At 67.2% G+C, this 14,743-nt stretch carries 14 protein-coding genes and 1 pseudogene; 13 read left to right on the top strand and 2 right to left on the bottom strand.

What is annotated here, in order from left to right; genetic code table 11:
- Window positions 1-25 precede the first annotated feature (25 nt).
- The 13 genes from N5C88_RS24355 (at window position 26) to N5C88_RS24295 (ending at window position 13,213) form a co-directional block, all read left to right on the top strand.
- Window positions 26-1,261 (top strand): ABC transporter substrate-binding protein, encoded by a 1,236-nt coding sequence (locus N5C88_RS24355; protein WP_223283476.1) that lies wholly within the window; start codon window positions 26-28, stop codon window positions 1,259-1,261.
- 27 nt (window positions 1,262-1,288) lie between these two features.
- A complete protein-coding gene (locus N5C88_RS24350) occupies window positions 1,289-2,164 on the top strand; it encodes a branched-chain amino acid ABC transporter permease (protein ID WP_059380313.1) in 876 nt (291 codons plus the stop codon).
- A gap of 4 nt (window positions 2,165-2,168) precedes the next feature.
- Window positions 2,169-3,071 (top strand): branched-chain amino acid ABC transporter permease, encoded by a 903-nt coding sequence (locus N5C88_RS24345; RefSeq protein ID WP_054456758.1) that lies wholly within the window; start codon window positions 2,169-2,171, stop codon window positions 3,069-3,071.
- Window positions 3,068-3,829: an ABC transporter ATP-binding protein gene (locus tag N5C88_RS24340; protein WP_054456759.1), complete on the top strand. Its 762-nt coding sequence runs from the start codon at window positions 3,068-3,070 to the stop codon at window positions 3,827-3,829. Before N5C88_RS24345 ends, N5C88_RS24340 begins: the two co-directional genes overlap by 4 nt.
- Window positions 3,826-4,572 carry an ABC transporter ATP-binding protein gene (locus N5C88_RS24335; RefSeq protein ID WP_059380312.1) on the top strand — a complete coding sequence of 249 codons (747 nt, stop codon included), beginning with the start codon at window positions 3,826-3,828 and terminating at the stop codon, window positions 4,570-4,572. The genes N5C88_RS24340 and N5C88_RS24335 overlap by 4 nt, the downstream gene beginning before the upstream one ends.
- Window positions 4,573-4,653: 81 nt before the next feature.
- Window positions 4,654-6,006, top strand: coding sequence for an amidase (locus N5C88_RS24330; protein ID WP_280016406.1), 1,353 nt, complete (start codon window positions 4,654-4,656; stop codon window positions 6,004-6,006).
- 184 nt (window positions 6,007-6,190) lie between these two features.
- Window positions 6,191-6,937, top strand: coding sequence for an IclR family transcriptional regulator (locus tag N5C88_RS24325; RefSeq protein WP_059380310.1), 747 nt, complete (start codon window positions 6,191-6,193; stop codon window positions 6,935-6,937).
- A gap of 74 nt (window positions 6,938-7,011) precedes the next feature.
- Window positions 7,012-7,755 (top strand): transporter substrate-binding domain-containing protein, encoded by a 744-nt coding sequence (locus N5C88_RS24320; RefSeq protein WP_013393488.1) that lies wholly within the window; start codon window positions 7,012-7,014, stop codon window positions 7,753-7,755.
- Window positions 7,752-8,420, top strand: coding sequence for an amino acid ABC transporter permease (locus tag N5C88_RS24315; protein ID WP_013393489.1), 669 nt, complete (start codon window positions 7,752-7,754; stop codon window positions 8,418-8,420). Before N5C88_RS24320 ends, N5C88_RS24315 begins: the two co-directional genes overlap by 4 nt.
- Window positions 8,417-9,226: an amino acid ABC transporter ATP-binding protein gene (locus tag N5C88_RS24310; protein ID WP_059380309.1), complete on the top strand. Its 810-nt coding sequence runs from the start codon at window positions 8,417-8,419 to the stop codon at window positions 9,224-9,226. Before N5C88_RS24315 ends, N5C88_RS24310 begins: the two co-directional genes overlap by 4 nt.
- Complete coding sequence (hutG, locus tag N5C88_RS24305; protein WP_059380308.1) at window positions 9,223-10,170, top strand: formimidoylglutamase; 948 nt, start codon at window positions 9,223-9,225, stop codon at window positions 10,168-10,170. Before N5C88_RS24310 ends, hutG begins: the two co-directional genes overlap by 4 nt.
- A gap of 297 nt (window positions 10,171-10,467) precedes the next feature.
- The gene (locus tag N5C88_RS24300) at window positions 10,468-11,757 is read left to right on the top strand and encodes a Glu/Leu/Phe/Val dehydrogenase (protein ID WP_059380307.1); all 1,290 of its coding nucleotides are present in this window, start codon (window positions 10,468-10,470) and stop codon (window positions 11,755-11,757) included.
- A gap of 346 nt (window positions 11,758-12,103) precedes the next feature.
- Window positions 12,104-13,213, top strand: a complete 1,110-nt coding sequence (locus N5C88_RS24295; protein WP_059380306.1) for a porin — start codon at window positions 12,104-12,106, stop codon at window positions 13,211-13,213.
- 197 nt (window positions 13,214-13,410) lie between these two features.
- Here N5C88_RS24295 and N5C88_RS24290 read toward each other — a convergent pair whose 3' ends face one another.
- Window positions 13,411-14,229, bottom strand: a complete 819-nt coding sequence (locus N5C88_RS24290) for an RsiV family protein (RefSeq protein ID WP_059380305.1) — start codon at window positions 14,227-14,229, stop codon at window positions 13,411-13,413.
- A gap of 34 nt (window positions 14,230-14,263) precedes the next feature.
- Window positions 14,264-14,743: pseudogene (locus tag N5C88_RS24285) on the bottom strand (biotin/lipoate A/B protein ligase family protein); the annotation flags it as partial.

Here is a 14,743-nt window from a genome sequence, read left to right as displayed (position 1 = left end):
GATGTTCACGCCGCAAGGAACCTTCATGACACAGCCCATCCATCTTTCCCGCCGCGGCTTTATCGCGGCCAGCGCCGCGCTGGCCGCTTGCGCCGCCGCGCCCTCCCTGGTCCGGGCGCAGTCGGCCCAGCCGTTCCGCCTGGGGGCGCTCAATTCCATCACCGGCGTCGGCGGTCCCTACGGGCCGGCCATGCTGGAAGCCATCAAGATCGCCATCGATGAGGTCAACGCCGCCGGCGGCGCCGCCGGCCGCAAGATCCAGCTCTACGCCGAAGACGACCAGACCAAGCCCGACGCGGCCGTTCTGGCCGTGAAGAAGCTGATCGAGATCAACAAGGTCGAGGCGGTAGTCGGCATCTGGCCCTCGTCGGTGGGCCTGGCCGCCATGCCCATCACCAATGCCGCGGGCCTCATCACCATGAACACCTGCGGCGCGCCGGAAATGCTGACCGAGAACAAGCAGGGGCTGGCCTGGATGTTCCAGGCCTCCAACGCGGTGTTCGGCCGCGCCTTCGCGGAAGTGGCGCGCCAGCGCGGCTTCAAGCGGCCGGCGGTCATGGCCTTCAATAACTCCACGTTTGTGGGGCAGGCCAACTACTTCCGTGATGCCTGGCAGGAAAAGGGCGGACAGGTCAGCGCCTTCACCATCTACGAGCCCAACCAGACCACCTACCGCACCGAACTGACCAAGGTGCTGGCCTCCAAGCCCGACGTGATTTCGCTGAGCGCCTACCGGCCCGACGCCACCATCATCCTGAAGGAGTGGTTCCAGACCGGCCAGGACTGCAAGTTCATCATGCCGGGCTGGACCGCCAACGAAGACCTGGTGAAGGCGCTGGGCAAGGAGGCCACCGAAGGCATCATCTCGATCTCCAACGTCGCCGCCCACGAGCATCAGGCCTACAAGCACTTCGCCGCCGAATTCCGCAAGCGCACCAAGCGCGAACCGGACATCTTCGCGTCGCAGTCCTACGACATGGTGATCACGCTGGCGCTGGCGATCGAGGCGGCGGGGGCTGCCGCGGACGTGGCTGCCATCAACGGCAAGATCCGCGCCGTGACCGCGCAGGGCGGCGGCGAAAAGGTCAGCGGCTTCGCGCAAGGCCAGGCGCTGCTGCGCGCCGGCAAGCCGGTGGACTACGACGGCGCGTCCTCGCGCCTGGACTTCGGCAAGCAGGGCGAGACCGTGCCGGACTTTGGCGTCTTCGACATCCGCGACGGCAAGCTGGTGCTCAATGAAGTCATCGCCGGCAAAGTCTGACGATAAAAACACTAGGGGAACACAAGTATGGATGCAATCACCGTCATCAACGCCGCGATCAACGGCGTTGTGATCGGGATGCTGCTGGCCTTGCCGGCACTGGCGATCACGCTGGTGTTCGGCATCGCCCGCTTTCCCAACGCCGCCAGCGGCGACTACATGACGTTGGGCGCCTACGCCGCCGTCTTCACGCAGGCGCTGGCCGGCGGCTCGATGCTGGCGGGCGGCCTGGCCGCCGTCGCCGGCACCACCCTGGTCAGCCTGTTCTTCTATGCCTGGGTGTTCCGGCCGCTGGAGTCGCGCTCCAACGTGTCGCGCCTGATCGCGTCCATCGGCGTGGCGTTCGCGCTGCGCAGCACGATCACCTTCTTCGCCGGGCAGGACCAGTACACCTTCGACCTGCCGCTCACGCGCGCCTGGAATTTCGGCGGCGTGCGCATTTTGCCTACCGACCTGTACATCGTCGGCACGGCGGTGGCCGCGCTGGCGCTGGTGTTCGCCCTGATGCACATGACGCCCACCGGGCGGCGCATGCGGGCGGTGGCGGACAACCCCGAGCTGGCCGCGGCCAGCGGCATCCGCGGACGGCGCGTGATGATCACGCTGTGGAGCATCGCGGGCGCCTATTGCGGGCTGGGCGGCGTACTGCTGGGCATCAAGGCGGTGGTGATCCCCGAGCTGGGCTGGGAATTGCTGATGCCCATGTTCGCGGCCGTGATCCTGGGCGGCATCGGCAATCCGGTGGGCGCCATCGTCGGGATCATGGTGTTCAGCATTGCGCAGGAAGTCGCCAGCCTGGTGGTGGGACCTGCCTACAAGATCGTATTCGCCTTCGCGGTGCTGCTGTGCGTGCTGCTGCTGCGTCCCCAGGGCATCTTCGGCCGTCCGATGGCGGCGAGGTGAAATCATGGAAGCCTATCTGATTGCTATCGCCATCGGGATCCTGATCTACATGCTGCTGGCCTTCGGCCTGTCGCTGCACTACGGGTTCACCGGACTGATCAACTTCGGCCACGTCGGCTTCTTCGCCATCGGCGCCTACACCTCGGCCCTGCTGTCGCTCAAGGGCGTGCCCATACCCATCTCCATGGCGGCGGCCGCGGCGTTCGCGGCGCTGGCCGCGTGGCCGCTGGGCATGATCGCCTTGCGGCTGGGCAGCGACTACCTCGCCATCGTGACGCTGGGTTTCTCGGAGTCGGTGCGCATGATGCTGCAGACCGAGGAATGGCTGACGCGCGGGATGCACGGCCTGCCGGGCATCCCGCGGCTGTTCGCGGGCTGGGCCTCGCCGCAGACGGTGGACCTGTGGATCATGCTGTTGCTTCTGGCGGTCAACGCCGGCGCCTTGTTCCTCATCCACCTGGTGATACGCAGCCCGTTTGGCCGCGTGATCGAGGCGGTGCGGGACAACGAAGTCGCGGTGCGGGCGCTGGGCAAGGACCCGGCCCGCTTCAAGACCCGTTCGCTGATGCTGGGCGCGGGCCTGGCCGGCCTGGCGGGCGCCTTCCAGGCGCACTACCTGACCTTCATCAGCCCCGAGCAGTTCGTGCCGCTGATCACCTTCTACATCTGGATCGCCATCATCCTGGGCGGGGTGGGGCGCCTGAGCGGCGTGGTGGCCGGCACGGTGCTGCTGGTCGGATTCCTGGAAGGCTCGCGCTTCGTGCGCGACTTCGTCGGCGGCATCTCGGAGGTGCAGATGGCCAGCGTGCGCATCGGCGTCATCGGCCTGGCGCTCATCTGCGTGGTGCTTTACCGGCCCCAGGGCATTTTCGGCAACGCGGGCACTACGCGCAGGAGAAAGGCATGACGCTGCTTTGCATCAAAGGGCTGAGCGCCAGCTTCGGCGGCTTCAAGGCGCTGGACGACGTATCGCTGGAAGTGCGCAAGGGTGAAATGGTCGGGGTGATCGGCACCAACGGCGCGGGCAAGAGCACGCTGTTCTCGGTGGTCACGGGCTACATCCCGCCCAGTTCCGGGTCGGTGCGCTTCGCCGACGAGGACATCACGGGCGTGGCCGTGCACCAGCGCGTGCGCCGGGGCCTGGCGCGCACCTTCCAGGTGCCGCGCGAGTTCAGCCAGCTGACGGTCTTTGACAACATGATGGCGGCCGCGCCGGACCAGCGCGGCGAAAAGCTGGCGGCGCTGGTCTTCGCCCGCCGCGAAGTCGCCCGCGAAGAAGCGCGCAACGCGGAGCGGGTGCACGAGCTGCTGGCCTTCCTGAACCTGTCCCGGGTGGCGGACGAGCCCGCCGGCAAGTTGTCGGGCGGGCAGAAGAAGCTGCTGGAGCTGGGGCGGCTCTTGATGCTGGAGCCGCGCTGCATCCTGCTGGACGAGCCGTTCGCCGGGGTCAATCCGGTGCTGATCGAAGAGCTGTCGGCGCGCATCGTGGAACTGAACCAGCGCGGCCTGACCGTCGCCATCATCGAACACAACCTGGAAGAGCTGTCGCGCATCGTGCCGCGCATGTACGTCATGGACCGCGGCCGGGTCATCGCCGAAGGCACGCCCGACAGCGTGCTGGCCAATGAACAGGTGCGCGAAGCGTACATGGGGGGAGTGATATGAGCCAGCTCGTCATGCAAGGCCTGTCCGGGGGCTACGGCGAGGTCGATATCGTGTCCGGCATCGACATGCACGTGGCGCCGCGCGAGATCGTCACCATCGCCGGCACCAACGGCGCGGGCAAGTCCACGCTGGTCAAGGCGGTGATGGGTTTGTTGCCGCGCATCGCCGGCACCATGACCTTCGATGGCCGCGACCTGCTCGCGCTGCCGGTCGAGGAGCGCGTGCGCATCGGCATCTCATACGTGCCGCAGGTGCGCAACGTGTTCGGCGCGCTGACTGTGCTGGAAAACCTGCAGGTGGTGGAGCACGTGCAGGCGCGCGAAAAGCGCATCCGCGACATGTTCGACCTGTTTCCCGCGCTGGCCGGGCGGCGCAAGACCCATGCCGAGAACCTCTCCGGCGGCGAACGCCAGCAGCTGGCCTTTGCCCGCGCGCTGATGTCTTCGCCGCGCCTGATGGTGCTGGACGAACCGTCCGCCGCCTTGTCGCCGGCGCTGACCGAGCAGGTGTTCGCCGAAGTGCGGCGCTTGCCCCAGATCGGCGTGGGCGTGCTGATGGTGGAGCAGCGCGCGCGCCAGGCGCTGGCGTTCAGCGACCGCGGCTACATCCTGGATTCCGGCCGCATCGTGCTGACCGACACGGGGCAGGCGCTGCTGGCCAACCAGCACATGAGCGATCTGTACATAGGGCGGGGCGGCCATGCGGGCGCGGACCGTCCGCCCAGCGGCAGCGTTCCCGCTTGAAAGCGCCAGAGTCATCCCGCCGGCAGCCGCCGTCGCGGATGGCAAATCCATATTTCCATATCTCTTTGCAGGAGCCGTATCTTGCCTATTTCCGAAACCATGGTTTCCCCGGCGCCCGTTGCGCGCCGTCCGGCGCCTGGCGCCATCGCCGCTTTGACCGCCACCGAGGGCCTGGCCGCGCTGGAGCAGGGCAAGCTGACTTGCGAGGCCTGGGCGCGCGCCTGCCTGGAGCGCATCGAGGAGCGCAACGGCGGCGTCAAGGCCTGGGTCCGGGTCGACGCCGAGGGCGCGCTGGCCCGCGCCCGCGAATGGGACCGCCATGGCCGGCAGCGCGCGCTGGACGGCGTGCCGCTGGGCATCAAGGACACCATCGACACCGCGGCCATGCCCACCGAATTGGGCGACCCCGAGATCTTCCCCGGCCGCCAGCCCGAGGCCGATGCGCCCGTGGTGACGCAGGCGCAGGAGCTGGGCTTCAACGTGCTGGGCAAGAACACCGTGTCGCGCCACGCCATCATGCTGCCCGGGCCTGCGCGCAACCCGCATGACCTGACCCGCACGCCGGCCGCGTCCTCGGCTGGTTCGGCGGCGGCCGTCGCCGACTTCATGGCGCCGCTGTCCATCGGCACGCAGACGGCGGGCTCCATCCTGCGGCCATCAGCATTCTGCGGCGCGGTCGGCTTCAAGCCCACGCTGGACGCCATTCCCTACGTGGCGATCCGGCGCTATTCGCGGGTACTGGACGTGATCGGGCCGATCTCGCGTTCGGCCGACGACGCGGCCTTGTTCATGCGTGCGTTTACGGGCGATCCCCGGTTTGATCCGGCGTCCTCGTTGCGCAACGACTTCCGTCTGGGCGTGTGGCGCCCCAAGGATTGGGCCGACACCGAACCCTGCATGCGCGAGAGCTTCGAGGCCAATCTGCGCGCCTTGTCGACCGCCGGCGTCAAGGTCACAGAGCTGGTCATGCCGCCGGCCTTCGACACCATGGGCGAGGCGCAGGACGTGATCATGGCCTACGACCTGGCGCGCGAGTATGCCGCCATCAAGCGCGACCATGCGGCGCTGTGCGATCCCGGGCTGATCGAGTACCTGACGATGGGCGAGGGCCTGTCCGCGGCCGATTACGCCGGCGCGCTGGATGCCGCCGACGCCTGCCGCCGGGCGTTCTACGACGTTGCGCGCGAGGTCGACGCAGTGGCCATGCCGTCCACGCTGGGCGAGGCGCCGCTCGCCAGCTCGACCGGCAGCTCGGCCTTCATCCGCATCTGGTCGTTGCTGCACAACCCGTCCATCACCTTGCCGGTCGCGCGCGGCCCCAACGGGCTGCCGCTGGGCTTCCAGATGGTCGGCTTCGTAAAGGAAGATGCGCGGCTGCTGTACTGGGCGCGTTGCGCCGAGCGCATCCTGGGGTCGACCGCCCACCAGCCCTGACCGGCCCCAGGACAGGGTCAGGTCCGACGCGCGCCGCCGGGGCGCGGCGGACGCTTTGGCGCCTTCGGGCGCTTTTTTTGCGTCCGCCATTCGGGGTTTTCCCCAGCTATTCTCAGTATTCGGGAATAAAAAGCAGAGTTAGAGCCATAAATTGATAATCTGCGCTCCGTTAGCTTGGAGCCACATGTTGAAAGCGGATCTATCAGTCGGGGCAGGCGCGGATCGCGTGCTGTATGTGCTGGCCACCTTGGCCAGGCACGACGGCCCCCTTAGCATTGCCGCGTTGGCCGAGCAGACCGGCCTGGCGCAAAGCACCCTGTACCGCCAGGTGGCGCTGCTCAAGCGCTGGGGTTTTGTCGCCGAGCACGACGGTGAATACGGCCCCGGCCCGCTATGCGTGCAGCTGGCCTGGGGCTTTGACCAGTCCTCGTTCCTGATCCATGAAGCGCAGCCCGACATGGCCGCGCTGGCCGCCGCCTCCGGCGAGACCATAGGCCTGCTGGTGGCGGTCAAGGACCAGGCGGTCTGCCTGGACATGATCGAAAGCCAGCATCCGCTGCGCTGTTCCTTCACCAAGGGGCGCGGCCTGCCGCTGGCGCGCGGCGCGTCGGCCAAGTCGCTGCTGGCCTTCATGCCGCTGGCCCGGCAGCAGGCCGCGCTGGCTTATCTGGCGGCCGAGGCCGACGTGGACGCCGGCCGGTTGGGCCACGAGCTGGAAGCCATCCGCGCCCAGGGTTATGCCGTCACCGACAGCGAAGTCGATGCCGGCGTCTGGGGTGTCAGCGTCCCCATTTTTCAACGCGCCAATCAGGCCGTGGCCTCGATCACGCTGATGGCGCCATCGACCCGGGCCGCCCAGCGGCCCGAGGCATTGACCGAAATGACCGTGGCCGCGGCCCGGCGCATCTCGGCGAAGTTGCAGGTTCATTGAAACAGCCTTCTTCCATTCCACGCCGTACCCATACCCACCCGACCGCCGTATCCCCATTCCATAGAGGACCCACCATGACCACTCGCCGCACACTGCTGACCGCCGCCCTGACGCTGGGCCTCGCCTGGAGCGCCGGTCCGGCGTTCGCCCAGGAAACCATCCGCGCCGTCACCGACGCGACCTTCCCGCCGATGGAGTTCGTCAAGGACGGCAAGCGCACCGGGTTCGACATCGAACTGGTGGAAGCGCTGGCCGGCGCCATGGGCAAGAAGGTCGAGTGGATCGACATCGACTTCAAGGGCCTGATTCCCGCGCTGCAGGCCGGCCGCGCCGATATCGCCGTGTCCGCCATCTACATCACGCCCGAGCGCGCCAAGGTGGTGGACTTCACCGATCCCTACTACGCGGGCGGCCTGGTCGTGATGACCAAGAAGGACGGCCCGGTCAAGACGCTGAAGGACCTGGACGGCCGCAAGGTCTCGGTGCAGGTCGGCACCAAGTCGGTCAACTACCTGAAGGAACACTACCCGGCGGTGCAGCGCGTGGAAGTCGAGAAGAACCAGGAAATGTTCAACCTGGTGCAGATCGGCCGCGCCGAAGCCGCCGTGACCGGCAAGCCCGCCGCCAAGCTGTTCGCCCAGAGCACGCCGGACCTGACGGTGCTGAACGACCAGATCACCACCGAGGACTACGGCATCGCCGTGCCCAAGAACAAGCCCGAGCTGACCCGTGAACTGAACGCCGCGCTGCAGAAGCTCAAGGCCGACGGCAGCTACCAGGCCATCGTCAACAAGTGGTTCGAGGCCCCCGCGAAATGAACCTGGATTTTTCTCCCGTCTTTGCCGACTTCGGCGCGCTGATCAATGGCGCCGTGGTCACCGTCGAGGTGACCGCGGGCGCCTTGCTGCTGGCCTGCGTCATCGGCCTGCTGGTGGGCGTGGGGCGCCTGAACCCCAAGCGCTACGTCATCTACAACCTGTGCAGCGTCTACCTGCTGCTGTTCCGCGGCACGCCGCTGCTGGTGCAGCTGTTCATCTGGTTCTTCGGCCTGCCGCATTTCGGCATCACCCTGCCGGCGTTCGCCTGCGGCGTGCTGGGGCTGGGCATGTATTCCGGCGCCTACGTGTCCGAAATCGTGCGCGGCGCGATCCAGTCGGTGGACCGCGGCCAGACCGAAGCGGCGCGCTCGCTGGGCATGTCGTCCGGCCAGGCCATGCGCATCATCGTGCTGCCGCAGGCGGTGGTGCGCATGATCCCGCCGCTGGGCAATGAATTCATCGCGCTGATCAAGAACTCGGCCCTGGTGTCGCTCTTGACGATCCACGACCTGATGCATGAAGGCCAGAAGATCATCAGCGTGTCCTATCGCTCGCTGGAAACCTATCTGGTGGTGGCGCTGATTTATCTGATCCTGACCACGGCCACCATGCTGGTGCTGCGCAAGGTTGAACACCGCCTGCGCGCGGGAGGGATGGTGCAATGAACTCCGCAATGAACTCCGCTACGACCCGGGCCGCGGACCCGCAAGAAATGATCCGCATCCGCGGCCTGCGCAAGTCCTATGGCGACCACGAAGTCCTGCGCGGCATCGACTTCGACGTGCTGCCGTCCCAGGTGGTGGTGGTGATCGGGCCCAGCGGTTCGGGCAAGAGCACCTTGCTGCGCTGCTGCAACGGGCTGGAAGTGGCGCAGACCGGCACCATCGACATCTGCGGCCAGACCTTGCTGGACCACGGCAAGCTGTTGCCCGAGGCCGAGCTCAACCAGCTGCGCATGCAGGTGGGCATGGTGTTCCAGGGCTTCAACCTGTTCCCGCACCTGTCGGTGCTGGACAACGTGACGGTCGGTCCGCGCAAGCTGCGCGGCATGGGCCGCGAAGAAGCCCACGCGCTGGCGGCGGACCTGCTGGACAAGGTCGGCCTGGGCCAGAAGATGTCGGCCATGCCGGCCAGCCTGTCCGGCGGGCAGAAGCAGCGCGTCGCCATCGCGCGCGCGCTGGCCATGCAGCCCAAGGTCATGCTGTTCGACGAGCCCACCTCGGCGCTGGACCCGGAGCTGGTGGGTGAAGTGCTGCAGGTCATGAAGCTGCTGGCCAAGGAAGGCATGACCATGATGGTGGTCACGCACGAAATGGGTTTCGCCCGCGACGTGGCCGACGTGGTGGCGGTGATGGACGGCGGCGTGATCCTGGAATCCGGCTCGCCCGACGTGATCTTCACCCAACCGCGGGAGCCGCGCACCCGCGAGTTCCTGCAGGCGGTGCTGAACGCGGGGCAGGGGGCGGCATGAGCGTGGCGCAATTCGACCGAAGCTTGTGGAAGGCCCGCGACGACAGCGCCGAACAAGGCGACACGCGCCGCCTGGCGCATATCGTCGAAGCGGCCGCCGGCCAAGCCCGCAAAGGCGAGGCGGTGCTGCTGGGCTTTGCCTGCGACGCCGGCGTGGCCCGCAACCAGGGCCGCATCGGCGCGGCTGAAGGCCCGTCGGCCATCCGCAAGTTCCTGGCGGGCCTGCCGGCCCACGGCCTCACGCGCCTGCTGGACGCGGGCGACGTGGCCTGCGAAGGCGACCGGCTCGAAGACGCCCAGGAACAGCTGGGCCTGCGCGTGGCGGAACTGATGGAGCAGGGCGCCCGCCCGCTGGTGCTGGGCGGCGGCCACGAGATCGCCTGGGGCAGCTTCCAGGGGCTGGCGCGCTGGCTGGACGCCCGCGGCGACACGGAGCCCGTGCTGGTGCTGAACCTGGACGCGCACTTCGACCTGCGCACCGGACGGCCCGGCAGCTCCGGCACGCCGTTCGACCAGATTTCGCGCTATTGCGAGGAACGCGGGCGGGCCCTGCAATACGCCTGCCTGGGCGTATCGCGGCTGGCCAACACGCCGGCGCTGTATGCGCGCGCCGCTGAAGTCGGCGCCGTCTGGGTCGAGGACCGCGACATGCAGGAGCGCCACCTGGCGGCGCGCCTGGCCAACGTCGACGCCTTGCTGGCCCGGGCGCGCCACGTCTACCTGACCATCGACCTGGACGTGCTGCCCGCGGCGGTCATGCCCGGGGTATCGGCGCCGGCGCCCTATGGGGTGCCGCTGCCGGTGATCGAGGAAATCGTGCTGCGGGTCAAGGCCAGCGGCAAGCTGCGCCTGGCCGACATGGCGGAGTTCAACCCGCGTTTCGACCAGGACGGCCATGGCGCGCGGGCGGCCGCCCGCCTGGCCTGGCAGTTGTTGAACGATTGAGCGGACCGGCGCCTCATCCTTCGGATGTGGGCAGGATCGGGCGGGGCGGTTTCCTGGGAGGAAACCGCCCCGTTTTTCATCCCCCTTATGGCGGGCGGCAGGGCTTGCGGCTTATGGCTGGCAGGCTGGACGCTGCCGATTTGGCGGCTTAGGATAAGGGCAGCATCAGGCTTGGGTTTGCGGCCCGTTCAACCGCCGCAACAGTTATATGTCCCTAATTAAAATATTTTCGTTTTAAATGGGGACGCTATAACTTTCGTGGATAAAATGGCGCAACTTTGTCAGGAGAGCCAGCTCATGTCTCAAACTCCCACCCACGCATTGCCGTCTTATCTGAACGCCGAGGACCTCGGTCCCTGGGGCAACTACCTGCAACAAGTCGACCGGGTCACCCCGTATCTTGGTTCGCTGGCGCGTTGGGTCGAGACCCTGAAGCGCCCGAAGCGTTCCCTGATCGTCGACGTGCCGATCGAACTCGACAACGGCAGCATCGCCCACTTCGAGGGCTACCGCGTCCAGCACAACACCTCGCGCGGCCCCGGCAAGGGCGGCGTGCGTTTCCACCAGGACGTCACGCTCTCCGAAGTGATGGCGCTGGCGGCCTGGATGTCGATCAAGAACGCCGCGGTGAACCTGCCCTACGGCGGCGCCAAGGGCGGCGTGCGCGTCGATCCGCGCAAGCTGTCGGCCTCCGAACTCGAGCGCATGACGCGCCGCTACACCTCGGAAATCGGCGTCATCATCGGACCGTCCAAGGACATCCCGGCGCCCGACGTGAACACCAACGCCCAGACCATGGCCTGGATGATGGACACGTACTCCATGAACGAAGGCGCCACCGCCACGGGCGTGGTCACCGGCAAGCCGATCGCGCTGGGCGGCAGCCTGGGCCGCGTCGAGGCCACCGGCCGCGGCGTGTTCGTGGTGGGCTGCGAAGCCGCGCGCGACCTCAACATCGACGTGTCCAAGGCGCGCGTGGTGGTGCAGGGCTTCGGCAACGTGGGCGGCACCGCCGCCCGTCTGTTCCATGAAGCCGGCGCCAAGGTCATCGCCGCGCAGGACCACACCGGCACCGTCCACAATCCGGCGGGCCTGGACGTGCACAAGCTGCTGTCCTATGTGTCGCAGCATGGCGGCGTGGGCGGCTTCTCCGGCGGCCAGGCCATGGACAAGGCTGAATTCTGGACGCTGGAAACCGAATTCCTGATCCCGGCCGCCCTGGAAAGCCAGATCACCGCCGACAACGCCGCCAAGGTGCGCGCGAAGATCGTGGTGGAAGGCGCCAACGGCCCGACCACGCCGGAAGCGGACGACATCCTGGCCGAACACGGCGTGTACGTGGTGCCGGACGTGCTGGCCAACGCCGGCGGCGTGACGGTCAGCTACTTCGAATGGGTGCAGGACTTCTCCAGCTTCTTCTGGAGCGAGGACGAGATCAACCAGCGCCTGGAGCGCCTGATGCGCGAAGCCTACGCGTCGGTGTCGCAAGTGGCCAAGGAACACAAGGTCACGCTGCGCACGGCGGCGTTCATCGTCGCTTGCACGCGCATCCTGCAAGCGCGCCAGGTGCGCGGCCTGTACCCCTGATACCGGATACGGCGGGGCGTCCCCGGACGCCGCGCCGAGGAGGGCAGGGAGACAAAAACGGAAATCGCCCCGCAAGGGGCGATTTCCATTTGCGCGTCCGCAAGCGCAACGCGCACGAATAGCACACCGGTATTGCAGGCTTGCGGGCGCCGCGCGATGGCATGCGGGATGTCGGCGGTGCGCCACATCCCGGGCGCTTTTTTGCAGCCTAGGGATTTTCCCAGCTTGCGTAACCAGAACTGACACATTGCGTCCCTAGAATTCGTTCCTGCCATGCGCCGAGCGCGCCGCACGCGATGCGTGCCAGCCCGGATGCGCATGTCTGTTCAATCAATGGGAATTTGCAATGAAAAAGACTTTGTTCGTCACCGCGATGCTGGCTGCCTTCGGCGCAACGGCGCAAGCGGAAACCTCGGTGACGCTCTACGGCCTGATCGATACGGGTATCGGCTACCAGCGCATCAAGGGCGACGGTTACCATGAGTCCAAGGTTGGCATGGTCAATGGCGTGTCCAGCGGTTCGCGCTGGGGCCTGCGCGGCGCCGAGGACCTGGGCGACGGCCTGAGCGCCGTGTTCACGCTGGAAAGCGGCTTCAACTCGGCCAACGGCACGTCGGGCCAGAACAGCCGCCTGTTCGGCCGCCAAGCCACCATCGGCCTGAAGAGCACCTCGTGGGGCCTTCTGGAACTGGGCCGTCAGACCAACATCGCCTCGAAGTACTTCGCCGCGATCGATCCGTTCGGCGGCAGCTACGGCCAGGCCAACGTCGGCGTGGCCTTCAGCGCCGCCAACACGGTCCGCTACGACAACATGGTGCAGTACTCGACGCCGTCGTTCAGCGGCCTGCAGTTCGGCATCGGCTACTCGTTCAACGCCTCCGACACGACTTCCACGCAGACCGGCTTCAAGACCGCCGACAACACCCGCGCCATCACCACCGGCCTGCGCTATGTCAGCGGCCCGGTGAATGTGGCGCTGACGTATGACCAGCTGAACCCGGCGAACCAGTTGAACGCCGACGCCACGCCCAAGTCGTGGATGATCGGCGGTTCGTACGATTTCGAAGTGCTGAAGCTGGCGCTGGCCTACGGCCAGACGCGTGACGGCTGGTTCACCGGCCAGGGCGCCAATGCCTTCGGCAGCGGCAGCCCCACGGCCAAGGGTTTTGGCACCAACGTTGCGGTGTCGGGCTTCAAGGCCAATTCCTACCTGGTGGGCCTGAGCGTGCCGATCGGCGGCGCCAGCAACCTCCTGGCGTCGTGGCAGCGCGCCGACACGGACAGCACCAAGCTGACCGGCGACGACGCCACCATGAACATCTACAGCCTGGGCTACACCTACAACCTGTCCAAGCGCACCAACCTGTACGCCTTGGGTTCGTATGCCACCAACTTCGCGTTCACCGACGGCGTGAAGAGCACGGTTGCCATGGTGGGCGTGCGTCACCGCTTCTAAGACGAGAGGCGCGCAAGGGCGGCGCGTGGACGCCGCCCTGCCGCCGCGGTTGCACTGAGCGGACTGGGCGTCTTACCCGGCCACAGACGCGAAAAAAGCGGCCACCTCCCTAGCTCCATCCTCAGTCCGCTCAACCGAACCCCGGTTCGCTGCCGCAGGGAGCGCCCGCGCAGGCCGCGGGCGCTTCCGGGGGCGGCCTACGAAGCCGGCAGCAGTTCCGGCTTCAGGATCCCGCGCAGTTCCGCATAGGGAATGCTCAGCTCGGGTTCGCCGTGCGAATACGGCGCGATGGAATAGGCGTCGTACTTGACCACGATGCCGTCGCGCGTCAGCGCGTAGTTGTCGCTTTCCTGGAACGGCCACATCTTGTTGTAGGCCGCCGGATCGCGGCGCGCGTCCGGATTGCCGGCCAGCCACTTGGCGTGCGCCTGGCGCAGCGCCGCCACGTATTGCGGATGGCGCCCCGGTATCAAGGCTTCTTCCAGGCTCATCACGCGGCCGCGGCTGCGTTCCCAGTTCAGGTACTGGGTGGCCGGAATGCCGTGCGCGGCGCCGGTGATGAATTGTTCGGTGTGCAGTTCCACGGCCACGACGTCACCCACCGTGTCCTTCACGCTGGCCTTGAAATAGGTGGCGTCGCGCGGACGCGCGACCGACCAGAAATACTGCGTGTATTCGGACAGCGTGTCGTAAGGGCCGCGGCGGTTGGCGTCGGTGCCGGTCATGTAGGCCAGCACGTGGTCCACCAGCGCGGTCAGCTTGGGTATGCCCGGAAACGCGACGCTGTCGATTTCGATGCGGGGGCAATCGCCCTCGCAGCCCGGTTTGCTGGATGCCCACTTGATGCGCTCGGTGGACAGGTCGCCGACTTTTTCCGGCGTGGACGCCGAGGCCGGCGCCTGCGTGGCCAGGGTGATGTCGGCGGGCGGCGTGCTGCCGCAGCCCGCCAGCGCCAGCAGGGCCGCGCCCAGGATGAGACCGCTTATCGCGCCTTGCGGCGTGAATGTGCGACGCATTGAAACTACCTCCAGAAAATCGGGGCGCGGCCGTTCAGGGCACCACGCCGGTCCATTCGGGCGTGGAGAACTTCTCGGCCGCCTGCGCTTGCGCGCGCGCCAGCGTGTCGCTGCCTATCTGCCCGGGGGTGAGACGGTGCAGGCCGGCAAAAGTTTCCACCATGCGGTCAATGATCACTTCCCGCGCCAGCCCGGTCTGGGTGCGCAAGGGATCGACGCGCTTCTTGGCGCTGGTGGTGCCTTTGTCCGACAGTTTTTCGCGGCCGATGCGCAGGACCTCGACCATTTTATCCGCGTCGATGTCGTAGGACATGGTGACGTGGTGCAGCACCGCGCCGCCGCGGCGGGCCTGCGCCGCGCCGCCGATCTTGCCGATGTCCGAGGCGATGTCGTTGAGCGGCTGGTACCAGGCCTTGATGCCCAGGCCCTGCAAGGCGGTCAGCACCCAGGCGTCCAGGAAGGCGTAGGACTCCTGGAAGCTCATGCCGTGCACCAGCGCCTGCGGGGCGCTGAG

The organism is Achromobacter sp. GD03932 (assembly GCF_029839485.1).
Classification (GTDB): domain Bacteria; phylum Pseudomonadota; class Gammaproteobacteria; order Burkholderiales; family Burkholderiaceae_B; genus Achromobacter; species Achromobacter bronchisepticus_A.
The sequence above is the reverse complement of the archived record's forward strand: the minus strand, read 5'-3'. Positions and strand labels throughout refer to the sequence as shown.